The organism is Adlercreutzia sp. ZJ141 (genome assembly GCF_011038965.1).
Taxonomy (GTDB): domain Bacteria; phylum Actinomycetota; class Coriobacteriia; order Coriobacteriales; family Eggerthellaceae; genus ZJ141.
The window spans coordinates 141,954-154,660 of record NZ_JAAKEB010000001.1 but is presented as its reverse complement, the minus strand read 5'-3'; the positions used below and the strand labels follow the sequence as shown (position 1 = coordinate 154,660).

The following is a 12,707-nucleotide window of genomic DNA, read 5'->3' as shown; positions in this document are numbered from 1 at the left end:
AGTCAGACGAGACGATGGAAACGAAACAAAGGAAACGATACGAATGCTTGAACTGAAAGATCTTGTGTTCGAAGTGCCCGTAAGCAAAGGCTCCCGGGAAACGAAGCGGATCATCGACGGACTGAATCTCACCATACCCGTCGATCGCTTCACCGTGATCACCGGGCCGAACGGAGGCGGCAAGAGCACGCTGGCGAAACTGATCATGGGCGTGGAAACCCCCACGTCAGGAAGCATTATCTTCAACGGACTCGACATCACCTCCATGAGTATCGATGAGCGCGCACGCTTAGGCATTGGCTACGGCTTCCAGCAGCCGGCGCGCTTTAAGGGTATGAAAGTGAAGAAACTGCTCGACATCGCCGCAGGCCGTAAACTTCCCATGCTCTCCTGCAACGAGTACCTGTCAAAGGTGGGCTTGTGCTCGGCTGACTACCTCACCCGCGAGGTCGATAAGAACTTGTCGGGTGGCGAGGTGAAGCGCATCGAGATCGCCACCATTTTGGCACGCGATCCGAAGCTTGCCATCTACGATGAACCCGAGGCGGGCATCGATCTGTGGAGCTTCGACCGTCTCACCGACACGTTCCGCGACATCCACGAGGCACGCGACGGCCGATCCATCATCATCATCTCGCACCAAGAGCGCATCATTCAACTGGCTGACGAGATCGTGCTTATCAAAGACGGCAAGGTGGTAGAAACCGGAACACCCGACGAACTCATGCCAAGGCTCGGCTTTGTGGCAAAGGGTATGCCCCACTGCCAACTCACGCAGCCAACACGCCTGCATATCACTGAAATTCCTACGACGTGCTAGACAAGGAGGCATTCACGATGGCAGTTGACCTTTCCCCTATCGACGAGAACCTACTCGCCGAGATAGCGAACATCCATGGCATGCCGAAAGGAGCCTTCAACATCCGCCGCGACGGCAAGCTCGTTGAGCGCCATTCCTCAGCCAACATCGAAATAGCCACGAAGACCGACAACCCCGGCATCGACATCCGCATCGCACCAGGAACGCGCGGTGAAACGGTGTACATACCGGTCATCGTTACGCAGGCCGGGCTGAAGGACGTGGTGTATAACACCTTCTACATTGGCGAAGACTGCGACGTGACCATCATCGCTGGCTGCGGCATCCATAACGAAAGCCATGAAGCTTCCGAACATGACGGCATCCACACCTTCCACTGTGGCAAGAACAGCCATGTGAAGTACGTCGAGAAACACTACGGCGAAGGCGAAGGCACCGGCGAGCGCATCTTAAACCCGGTGACGAACGTGATATTGGATGAGAAAGCTATATGCGAGATGGAGATGATCCAGCTGCGCGGTGTTACCTCTACCGTGCGCGATACCAACGCCACGCTGGCCGCAAAATCGAAGCTGATACTCACCGAAAAGCTACTGACACACGATGATCAGATGGCCACGTCGAACATGAAGATTGAACTGAATGGCGATGACGCGAGCGTACAGGTGATTTCACGCAGCGTGGCACAGGACAACTCGAAGCAAGTGTTCAACCCGCTGGTTATCGGCAATGCAAAGTGCCGCGGCCATGTGCAGTGCGACGCCATCATCATGGGCAATGCCCGCGTAACGGCTATCCCCGGCATCGAGGCCGCAAGCGAGGATGCTATGCTTGTACACGAAGCCGCCATCGGCAAAATCGCTGGCGACCAGATTACCAAGCTCATGACGCTCGGACTTACCGAAGAGGAAGCCGAACAGGAGATTCTCGAGGACTTCCTGAACTAACGCTTCAACCGAGCATACGGCGTTCGCGCGGCCCCACGCTCGAGAACGTCTTTACAAGCAGGGTATACAGAGACCGAGGGCTTTGACGAACCGAATCGCCAAAGCCCTCTTCTTTATGCTGTATCCAATTGCACAACCGTGCTTGCGTCAAACACTCACATCAAGCGGAGTATACGAAACATGTGGAAACCTACAGCACTACCGCATTGCTGGCGACACCCGACACCCCTTCGGTTTGCGTGCCGTCAGTGCCGGAAATACCATCGGTGGCGGAAGGCTCATCTGCTCCAGACCCGCTGCCAAGCGCTTCCTCAACAGCAGGATCAACTGCAGAGCCGTCGGCTGCTTCTTCACCGTCGGCACTTTGTTCTGCGTCCTCATCGTCGGTCGATACCGATGTCGCACCTTCAGCAACCGGAATGTTGGTCAAGTCGAGTGCCTGGCCGAGCCACTTCGATTCGATGACAGACACCACACCTGAACCCGACAGCGTAGCGAGCGCATCAGACACGCACTGCTTCAGCTCGGTGTTCGCATCAAGTACACCAATGCAGTAGCCACTCGCGGGCTGCAGCAGCGCGACCGCCTGCACTTCCTGACCGGCGCTGTGCGCTGCATACGTACCGATAACCATATCGGACGCCACATAATCGACCTTACCCGTTGCAAGCGATGAGAACGCGCTTTCCAGTGTGTCAGTGGTGGTCAGACTCGCGCTCTTATATATGTTGGCAGCAGCCCATGCGCTCTTCGATGACAGCTGTGCTGCGATACTAGCGGTGGTGTCAGCCGCCGGAGCTTGCCCTTGCGTCGTAGCGAACAGCGCAACAGCAGTGGGTAAATAACTCTCAGAACGCCAGAACGTATACGAGTCGTCGGAGCCGTCGACGCCCATAACGATATCAACACGGCCCTCTTCCAACGCGGCTTCAGGGTCACTTCCCACGTCGATGACCTCAAGTTTCAATCCCAGCTGATCGGCAAGCGCTGCCGCTATATCAACGTCGATACCCACAATCTTCGTGGAATTCGCGGGCTGCCCCGCCAAGGGAGCCGCCGTCGCGTCGACACCCACCTTCAAAACGCCATCTTGGATGATGGCAGGAGCGGACACCATGGGGGTCTTCTCGGGTGGAGCATAGCTCTCAGACGACGTGCAGCCAGTCATGAGAACCACAAGGCCCGCCGCCACAAGGCAGCCGACCAAAAGAGCTTGCAGACGCTTCATTGCTGATATCCTTAGTCTCGAACGGTTCAAACGAGCTGCTTCATCGGCTGACCTAGTCTTTGCCCCCACACTCGCGCACCGGGGTTAAGCTTGCGCCGTAGCCCTCTCGCCCGCGCGGCCGAATGCCGCTATCAGTAGAACGGACGGTGCGACTTACCTCTAGGATACGCCATGATCGCCCACGCAAACGCGCGAACTTACGTGGATCCCTTCGACCGCATCTGTCATGGACTTGGACACGCAGGCAGCGACCGAAACCGATCGCGAACACGCATCCGCAACTACAGACCCGAATGAAGCCTTCCCATTCTACCAAAAACGGCACACATGCCACATGGCACGTTCGCGCCTATGACAGATCGGCAACAGAATTCCGCAAGATTTCCTTCAACTTTTTGCTGCAAGCCCCGTGATACCATCGACCCATGAACAGCCTTCTTGCATCGATAGAATCGTACCGGACAGCCTTGGTCGACGTCGTATCGGAAACGATATGGCCGACCCGCTGCGCCGTATGTGACGTGCCGGGAGAAGTGCTCTGTGATCAGTGCCGAAGAGAATTGCCCTACATTGACTGGTGGCGTGCCTGCCCCCGATGCGGATCCCCCTTCGGTGCTATTCAATGCTGCGAATGTAACGATGTCATGCTCGCTGCAGCGGGGCGCAGCGCACCTGGCTACGACGGCTGCGCGAGCGCCGTGCTCTACGGCGATGCGGCAGCGCGCATCGTGCGCACCTGGAAAGACGCCGGCGACCGCGCGCTTTCCGCCGCCATGGCACGCATCATGGCACCGTACGCGCTGCCCACCTGGCTGGAAAAGCGGCCCGTAATCGTCGGCATTCCCGCATCACGTGCCGCCCGAAGGGCGCGCGGGTTCGACCATGGCGCTGAGCTCGCTTTAGCTCTCGCACACGAGCTTGACCTACCGGTTGCATACGCGCTCGATCATCCACGCAGTTTAGATCAGCGCACGCTTGGGCGGCGCGGGCGCATCGCGAACATGAGCGAGCGCTTCTCGATGAGCGAAGCGGCACAAGACATCGTGCGCCAGGCAGCCAGCGTCATTTTGGTAGACGACGTTCACACCACCGGATCGACCCTTTTCGCCGCAGCCGACGCACTCCACGCTGCGGGCGTACAAAACGTATGGGCACTCACCTTCGCCCGCGTGTTGTAGGAATACAAACCAATTATGTGACAATAGGGTCAGGGCATTCTGTCACGCCCAGGGACAACGGGGACGTAGGCTATTGTCCCATTTTGAAACAAAATGGGACAATAGCCTACGTCCCCGTTGTCCCTGGGCGCACAAACCAAGAGTGCAAGAAACACTCGTTGACTTCACCAATACTGCGTTACAAGTTGGCTCTGATTTGCATTAACGCTGATCGGGCGTGTCAACGGAAATGCCTGCTCCCGTAGATGCTGTGGTTGAATACTCCGACACGTCAACCGAAATGCTGTGGCGAATGGGCTTCCATTCGGCCCGCTTAAACAGCGCCACGAATGCGATGGGAATGTAGGTAAGCATGAACAGCGGGAACGTGAATACCGAGCGGATTTTCATCGCCGTCGAGGCTCGAATAACGTCCCATTCCATAATGGTGGTCAGCACGCCGAACAGAAACATAAACATGACGTAGTTTAGAATGCAGAAAATCACGCATGAGAGCGAACTTGCCACTACGTTGCCCATAGACATGACACCCAAACACCCGAGTATCACAATAACCAGGTTGAACATAGCGACAATAAACGTGACCAGCATCGCCGGCGATATGGTCATCAGCATGTCATAGCACGCGAAGCGCGAACCCTTCGGGTTTTTCGCCATACCTTTGGCAAGCCGCGCCCCGTAGCGCCAAAACACCTGATAAAAGCCTTTTGCCCAACGGAAACGCTGATTCCACGAATCGCGGAAGGTAATGGGTTGTTCGTCGTAGAGCACCGCTGTGGGACAGTACGATATGCGGTCGCCGTCAAGGATAGTAGAAGTTGAGAATTCGATGTCCTCGGTGAGTAAAAACCACTGCCAACCGTCGTGCGCCTCAATGACTTCAGCAGCAATAAAGAAGCCCGTTCCCGAAATGGCGCAGCTTGTGTTTAAGGTCAACCTCGCCTGAGAAAGGAACTTCGCCTCGCGTAAAAACCATACGGCATAACCCGCCGATATCCAGTTCGATGCAAAGTTCTTCGAATTGCGGTAACTTGTCGAAGCCTTCGCTCCACCGTCGAACGTTTTGTTCATCTCGCGGAAGTAATTCTCGTCAAGCACGTTGTCGGCGTCGAACACGAAGTAGGCCTCATAGCCCGCCTCGGCATGCTCGGAACGAATACGATCGATGCCGTACTCGAGTGCGTAACCCTTTCCCACCTTCTCGGCATTTTTGCGCGTAAACACCTTGGTCGCGCCCGCCGCTTGAGCCACCTGCGCAGTGTCGTCGGTGCAGTTGTCGGCCACCACGAAGATATCGATGAGCTCTTGCGGGTAGTTCTGGGCGCGAATGGAGCGCATCAAATCGCCAATAACAGCTCGTTCATTGCGCGCGGCAACGATAACGGCGTACTTATGATTGCGCCGCGCCGTGATTTCGGGCGGCTTTTTTGTCAGCACTACAAGCACGTAAAACAGCTGGTAGGCATAGCAACAGGAGAACGCGATAAACATGCAGGTGTTGATCACGTCAACGAACGATATGTTGGCCAGCAATTGGTCTATCACGAATACTCCTTCACCCCGAAGTCTGCATGATTATAGCCGCTTGTCAGAAAATGGACGCGATTCCGTTGATTTCGCACTGATTCGTCAACTTTCCTTAATACGATTGAGCGCTCCACACAGGCGAACCGTATAATAACCAAACGCGAAACTCACCGGCCCGCTGTGCTGCGGGCAAACCACAAATGCATACGATACGAGAAGATAGGGGCATCTATGCCGAAGAACTGCGACATCGAAACGGCCGAACCGACAAGCTGCGACATCAAAGACATCACGTTGGCCGATGCGGGCAAGGCACGCATCCTGTGGGCCGAGCGCGATATGCCCGTTCTGCGCCGCATTCGCGAGCGCTTCACCGAAGAGCGCCCCTTAGAAGGCGTACACGTTGGCGCCTGCATGCACGTGACCACCGAAACCGCCAATCTGATGCGAGCACTAGTGGCAGGCGGCGCGAGCGTAACCCTGTGCGCGAGCAACCCCCTTTCCACGCAAGACGACACCGCCGCCTCGCTTGTGCGCGACTTTGGCGTAAATGTGTACGCCATCGCCGGCGAGAGCATGGACTCCTATAACGCCCATATCGAAGCGGTTATCGCCACCAACCCGCAGATTGTGATGGATGACGGCGCCGACTTAGATACTGCACTGCATACACACCATGCCGACAAGCTGGCCGGCGTCATCGGCGGTACCGAAGAAACCACCACCGGTGTGATGCGCCTCGCTTCCATGGCCGCTGAAGGAACACTTGCCTACCCCGTGTTCAACATTAACGACGCAAACACCAAGCACTGCTTCGACAACCACTACGGCACAGGTCAAAGCACCCTTGATGGCATCGTGCGCGCCACGAACCGCCTGCTGTGCGGACGCACCATGGTGGTGTCGGGCTACGGCTACTGCGGAAGCGGCTTGGCATTGCGTGCGAAAGGCATGGGCATGCGCGTGATCGTGTGCGAAGTAGATGCCTGCAAGGCACTTGAAGCGCACATGGAAGGCTACGAGGTAATGCCCGCAGCTGAGGCAGCCAAACATGCTGACGTGTGGGTGACGGTCACCGGCGATTGCAAGGTTATCGACGCACCCGCGTTCGAGAACATGAAAGACGGCGCAATTCTGGCGAACTCCGGTCATTTTGATTCCGAAATCAACATGACGTGGCTTGAAGAAAACGCCGCCGAGAAACGCACGCTGAAACACTTAGTCGATGAGTACGTACTTGCCGACGGGCGCACCATTACCGTGCTTGCCGAGGGCCGATTGGTGAACTTAAGCTGCGCCGAAGGTCACCCTGCCAGCGTGATGGACATGAGCTTTGCTAACCAAGTGCTTGCCGCCGAGTACTTGTACCACCACAAAAACGAGCTTGAGAACCGGGTATACGACGTGCCAGCCGAGATTGATGACGGCGTAGCGCGCGTGAAACTGGAAACCTTAGGCGTTGCTATCGACGAGCTCACCGACGAGCAGATTGCCTACATGAACAGCTGGAACTTCTAGAACAAGCAAAGCAACAAGCGAAAGGCGGGCTCTCACATGCGCAGCAGCGAGGCAACGGCGATCTACGACATGTTCATTCGCACGAACGCGAAGGCTCCTTGGTCAGAGCCAGTGCCCTTCGCACAATTGGTTGAGGCGTGCCGCGAAGAGCAGCGCATCGAGCTGGAAAGCGCGTATGAGCCACCCGCTTTCTTACGCGAGTCGATGCACGTTGAGCGCTCGCATGCAGCCGACGGAACACTGCTTGTCACCGTGCGGTCGGCAGCTAGCGCAGGTTCTGCCAGTAACGAGCATGCGGAAAGCGCCGAGCTCACCTGCACGCCCACCCACGTACTTTACTTCCACGGCGGCGCATTCTTCAAGCGGATCAGCGATGACCAGTGGCGTTTTTGCCAGCGTTTGGTTGAACGCACGGGATGCGAACTCACTGCCTGCATCTACCCGCTCGCACCCACGCACCGCTGCGCCGAAACACTTGCCGCAACCACGTCCGCCTATGAAGCTGCCTGCGCGCGTGCGGAGCAGGAAGTCGCGCGCCTGGTGTTGTTTGGCGACTCGGCGGGCGGCAGCCTAGCGGTTGCCGTGGCGCAGCTGGCCGTACAGCGCAACGCGGCGCTGCCTGACCGCATACTGGCGATCTCGCCGTTTTTCGACATGATGGGTGACGTTGATCTCGCCACAGGATATAACGCGCACGACCCACTGATCGGACGATACAGCTGCCAACAGATTGCCGAAATCTGGGCCGAGGGGCTCGATCCGAGAAGCTTCCCGCCCGACCCTCTGTACGGGCCGAAGCGGGGGCTGCCGCCAATGCTCGTTATCGGCGGCGAGCATGAGATCATGCTCTCGGGTATGCGCGCGTTTGCCGCTGAAGCCCGCACAGAAGGCTGTCAGGTAACGTTGAGCGAGTATGAGGGCATGTGGCACATCTTCCCGTTCATTGAGCACCTTCCCGAAAGCCAACGTGCTTTTGAAGAAGTGGTGGCGTTCATCGCGTAGTACATGAGCACCCGAACAGGGCTATAATCCGCTTGAGAGAAACATCGGTTACTTCCGCCTGCCCTTAATTCGCAAGGCAAGACGGTGCCAGTCAGCGTTTCTTTTGGGAAACACCGCATAAGAGAGAAGGTTTTGTATGGGATGCGAAGCGAAACGCATTGATGCGATCATCATCAGTCAAAACGTTTTCACGGGAACAAACGACGAGGCAAAACCCGCAGCCATCGCTCTCTCGGGCGACCGCATAGTTGCTGTAGGCAACGCCTGTGACCTGCGCGATTTGGCTGCAAACGCGAATACAGGACAGACCCCTGCACGCGTGTTCGATTTCGAAGACGCGTTTGTGACGCCGGGTTTTCACGACTCTCATCTGCACTTTTTCCATTCGGCACTGTACTCGTCGCCCCTCGCCGAGATGTTTCTGGGAGAAAACGAAGCCGACTGCGTACGGCGTATGCAAGAGCTTTCCCTGCGTAGACCCACCGGCTGGCTACTCTCACAGGGCTGGCGCGAATACCGTTGGAACCCACCGGTCATGCCGTCGAAGCATTCGCTCGACGCCGCTTTCCCTGACCGTCCGGTAGCGCTGTACTCAGGTGACGCACACACGCTGTGGCTCAACTCGGTCGCACTGCGCGAGCTGGGCGTAAACAATGACAGCGTAGCACCCGCCGGCGGCAGCTACGATCGTGACGATACCGGCGAGCTAACCGGCATCGTGCGCGAAGCAGCAGCTATGGAGCTCATGCCCAAGATTGTGGGTGCCTTCACCGACGCTGAAATCGATGACGCCTACCGGGGCTTCCTTGCCCGGCTAGCCCGTGAGGGCATTACCGGCGTGTGTGATATGTCGCTTATGGCGTCGCCCGGGCTCGACTTCATCCGCGACGATTCCTTCGCTCGACTGCTAGAAAAGGACGAACTAACCGCGCGCATCCACATGTTCCCCACGCTACTAGCCGACCAGAGCCGCTTTGAACGCATGCTGCGCGACTACACTCATCCGCTCTTAAGCACGCGAGGCTTCAAGCAATTCTTCGACGGAGTGTCCAGTCAGCACACCGCCTGGGTAACCGACCCCTACACAAACGCACGCTTTGCCGACGATTGCGGGCGGCCCACCATTGATCCCGCCCTCATGCGCGACTATGTACTGGCCGCCGCCGAAAAGGGGTACCCGGTGCGCATCCACACCATCGGCGATGCCGCCATCCATGCCGCACTCAACTTCTTCGAAGAAGCACGTGAACGCTTCGGCGAGCTGCCGCAGGGGCGCAGGAACTGTCTCGAGCACGTGGAGAACTTCCTGCCGGACGACATCGCCCGTCTGGCCAGCCTGAACGTGGTCGCTGCCGTGCAGCCCCCGCATATCACGCTTGATCCGGGCGGCCCCGAGCGCGACTTAGGGAACGAGCGCGTACCGTACATGTGGCCGCTGCGCGCCTTGCTTGACGTCGGCGGCACGCTGGCGTTCGGCACCGACTCTCCGGTAGTCGACGTGAAGTCGATGGACATGCTCTACGTGGCCGTCACACGACAAGACCCCGCCACACATGAACCCGCCGGCGGCTGGCTGCCATCCGAACGTGTGACCATGGCCGAAGCCATCCGCGCCTACACGCTGGGAAGCGCCACAGCAGCAAGCCGAGCGCACGAACTGGGAACAATCGCGCCGGGCATGCTGGCCGACATCACTGTAGTTGACCGCAACCTGCTCATCAGTGACGCAGCCGACATTCAGAAGACGCGCACCCTGGCCACCTTCACCGGCGGCCGCTGCATATACACTGCATAAGAACCGACAAGAGCCGCTGGCCCTGCGCAAACGAGTAAGCGCAGGGCCAGTAACTTATTTCTCTTCAGAACGTGTGCGCGAATAGTCTTACGCCACGGAAGCTTCCTTCGGCGTCGACTTGTCAGAAGACGCACGTTCCTTCGTACCCGCATTTCCCAGCCGCACGCGCCCCACCACTAATGCCACGGCGAAGAGCGCCGCCGCAAACAGGAACACAATGCCCATATCGGCGATCGCAGGTGCAAGCGCGTCCCACGTTGCCCCATCGGCCTGCGCGATACTCACGAGCGCCTGGCCATGCCAGTACGATGGCGTGAAGTGCCCCACTGTTTCCAGGGTTTGCCCCATAAGCCGTATATCAATCCATGCGCCACCCAGAAATGACAGCACCAGGCCCACGATATTCGCCGCCGAGTTCGCCACCGCAACACTTGCACCCAGCTGCGCTAACAGGAAGCCGAACGCAAGCGCGAACACGGCATACGCAAACAAATCAACCAAGCACAGTACCACACGCCACGTATCGGTACCCTCAAGCGACCCACCGAAGGCAACAAGGCCCAATCCAGCGAACCATACCCACGTAATGAGCATGCACACCACACTCGCTAAGGATAATCCCAAGCTGAGCGACAAGCTGCTCACCGGCGCGGACAAATTACGCCGGCGCACGTCAGTGCGGTTGAAACCCGCCAAAGTAACCGTTACCAGCACGCCAATGGCGCACACGATCGGATAGACCGACCAGCGATTATACAAGAGGAAATCGTCGGGTAAGGGAGAGGCCTTCCCCTCCTCGATAGCATACGACGCTGTTGTTTGCTCAGCCATATCGTCAAGCGCAGCCGTTGCAGCCTCAGACAGAGCCTCTTGTGCAGTTTCTTCCCCACTTAAAGCCGTACGTGCAGCCACACACGACAGGTACATCTGCAGCTGGTTTTCCACCTCAAACCCTGCCATGTTGTCGAAGCTCGCCACTGTTTGAACGCATGGTGGCTCGTCACCTGCGCGAACCGCTTCCACAAATGTTTCCCCGTAACCTTCCGGCACGATGATCAGGCAGTCGACCATGCCTTGCGCCACCGCATCCTGCAAAGAGCGCTCGGTGTCGGCCACCTCGACCATGGTGGCATTCGAAGCCATAGCCTCGGTGACACCCGAGGCTAGCGCCCCACCATCGCGGTCGATCACGGCTACATCGGCGCGGTTCTGCACGAACTCGTCCGAGGTGGCTCCCTGCGTGTTCCCCGTCGCCACGAACACACCTATAGCTCCTAAGAACACCACATACATGAGAAAGTACATTTTGTTGTTCAATAAAATCTTACAGGCGGCCTTAAAGATGTTCATGCTGCTGCCTCCTTGCCAAAAGTGCGGTTCCTGCCAAGAAAACTACCGCCATTACCAGCAGCATCGCGAGTGACTCTGCATAGGGAACCATGCTGTCGTAGTAGTACAAGCTGTAGAACGTCCGAGCGATCAAACTCGCCGGGTTCACGTACACCGACCACGGTGCTACGGCAGCAATGTGGTCAGCCAACGACATACACGCCTGCCCATACAACCCTGCAAACAGCGCCCCAAAGCATGCAATCACCGTAATGATGCCGCCTTTCCCGCCTTCCGAAACGCCCGGAATCGCGCCGATGAAAGCGCCGAGCATGCAACCTGCAAGCGACGACGCCGCCAACGCAAGCACACACGCCGCATCTTTCCCACCAAACGTGACACCAATCGCGCAACGGATATAGACATACGCCACCAGCAGACAGGCGAAGGACAGCACCCATGTCGCCGCACACGTCGCTACCATTACGCGAGTACGGGACGCCGCGCCCAACGTGCGGCGTGCACCCACACTCGACGTGTTCGCCAGCATCCGGTTTATTCCAAGCATGCCAATGTTTGCGGTGAACAGCGTCGCCATGCCCAAAAGGGCGTAGTAGTAGCGCTCCGATTCCATTGGCTTATTGTGCGTGATCGACACGCGCTCGGTAAGCTCAGCATCGGTTGCTGCAAGCGCTTGCTCAACGAGCGCTTCGACGTCGATACCCACATACATAAGCACATCCGAGGCAGCAGAAGCATCATCGAGAGAAAGGGAAGCTTCCTGATCCCAGTTTTCAACAGAGGTAGGCAGCGCCTGCACGTCGAAGGTTTCCGGCGAAAACGCGCCCGAACGGGCAGCTTGCTCCACATCGGCACGAACATGACTCTCAACCGCATCACTCACCGCTGCCTTGGTACGCAGTGCGCCATCGAGCACCGTCTTCACCACGGTTTGCCGTTGCGTGAGCGACGAGTCAGCTGGATCGAGCTTCATATGCAGCTGCGGCGCGCCTTGTTCGTCAACTATCAGGTAGGCAATGGCATCGGTGTCGGCGAGTGTGCGGCGTGCATCCTCTTCGCTTTCAACATAGTGCGGTGCCACAAGACTACCCACCTCGTCAGCCGCGGTGCCTGGCTCACTTATCGCATCCATCACCTCGCGCAGCACGGCAGCTTCATCAGACTCCCACGCCTCATCTTCGACAACCACCACGCCTAAATCGGTGGCATACACCGACTCATCCATCCCAGAAAACATAAGCGAGAACAGCGTGGACAAGATGATAGGAAACGCCAGTGCCCAGATGAGGATCTCACGCTCGCGCGAGATATAAAGCGTCGTATATTTGAACGTGTTCCACAT

Annotated in this window: 10 protein-coding genes; 6 read left to right on the top strand and 4 right to left on the bottom strand. The window is 57.6% G+C overall.

The window, feature by feature from the left end:
* The first annotated feature begins 43 nt into the window (after positions 1–43).
* Together G7Y44_RS00670 and G7Y44_RS00665 are read left to right on the top strand one after the other, a co-directional pair.
* Positions 44–820 (top strand): ABC transporter ATP-binding protein, encoded by a 777-nt coding sequence (locus tag G7Y44_RS00670; protein WP_165246723.1) that lies wholly within the window; start codon positions 44–46, stop codon positions 818–820.
* Between the two features lie 17 nt (positions 821–837).
* Positions 838–1,767, top strand: coding sequence for a SufB/SufD family protein (locus G7Y44_RS00665; protein WP_165246721.1), 930 nt, complete (start codon positions 838–840; stop codon positions 1,765–1,767).
* Between the two features lie 190 nt (positions 1,768–1,957).
* Here G7Y44_RS00665 and G7Y44_RS00660 read toward each other — a convergent pair whose 3' ends face one another.
* Complete coding sequence (locus G7Y44_RS00660; protein WP_165246719.1) at positions 1,958–2,995, bottom strand: substrate-binding periplasmic protein; 1,038 nt, start codon at positions 2,993–2,995, stop codon at positions 1,958–1,960.
* Between the two features lie 425 nt (positions 2,996–3,420).
* Between G7Y44_RS00660 and G7Y44_RS00655 the strand changes: the two genes are divergently transcribed.
* On the top strand, positions 3,421–4,173 hold the full coding sequence (locus G7Y44_RS00655) for a double zinc ribbon domain-containing protein (protein WP_165246717.1): 753 nt from the start codon (positions 3,421–3,423) through the stop codon (positions 4,171–4,173).
* A gap of 201 nt (positions 4,174–4,374) precedes the next feature.
* On the opposite strand, the gene G7Y44_RS00650 is transcribed toward G7Y44_RS00655, so the two are convergent.
* Positions 4,375–5,718, bottom strand: a complete 1,344-nt coding sequence (locus G7Y44_RS00650; RefSeq protein ID WP_165246715.1) for a glycosyltransferase family 2 protein — start codon at positions 5,716–5,718, stop codon at positions 4,375–4,377.
* Positions 5,719–5,931: 213 nt separating this feature from the next.
* On the opposite strand from G7Y44_RS00650, the gene ahcY reads away from it, so the two are divergent.
* From ahcY to G7Y44_RS00635, 3 genes are all read left to right on the top strand, one after another.
* Positions 5,932–7,218 carry an adenosylhomocysteinase gene (ahcY, locus tag G7Y44_RS00645; RefSeq protein WP_165246713.1) on the top strand — a complete coding sequence of 429 codons (1,287 nt, stop codon included), beginning with the start codon at positions 5,932–5,934 and terminating at the stop codon, positions 7,216–7,218.
* A 36-nt stretch (positions 7,219–7,254) separates the two neighbouring features.
* Complete coding sequence (locus G7Y44_RS00640) at positions 7,255–8,220, top strand: alpha/beta hydrolase (RefSeq protein ID WP_165246711.1); 966 nt, start codon at positions 7,255–7,257, stop codon at positions 8,218–8,220.
* A gap of 136 nt (positions 8,221–8,356) precedes the next feature.
* Complete coding sequence (locus G7Y44_RS00635) at positions 8,357–10,015, top strand: amidohydrolase (protein ID WP_165246709.1); 1,659 nt, start codon at positions 8,357–8,359, stop codon at positions 10,013–10,015.
* An 87-nt stretch (positions 10,016–10,102) separates the two neighbouring features.
* Here G7Y44_RS00635 and G7Y44_RS00630 read toward each other — a convergent pair whose 3' ends face one another.
* Both G7Y44_RS00630 and G7Y44_RS00625 read right to left on the bottom strand, forming a co-directional pair.
* Positions 10,103–11,365: an ABC transporter permease gene (locus G7Y44_RS00630; protein ID WP_165246707.1), complete on the bottom strand. Its 1,263-nt coding sequence runs from the start codon at positions 11,363–11,365 to the stop codon at positions 10,103–10,105.
* A complete protein-coding gene (locus G7Y44_RS00625; protein WP_165246706.1) occupies positions 11,352–12,707 on the bottom strand; it encodes an ABC transporter permease in 1,356 nt (451 codons plus the stop codon). Before G7Y44_RS00625 ends, G7Y44_RS00630 begins: the two co-directional genes overlap by 14 nt.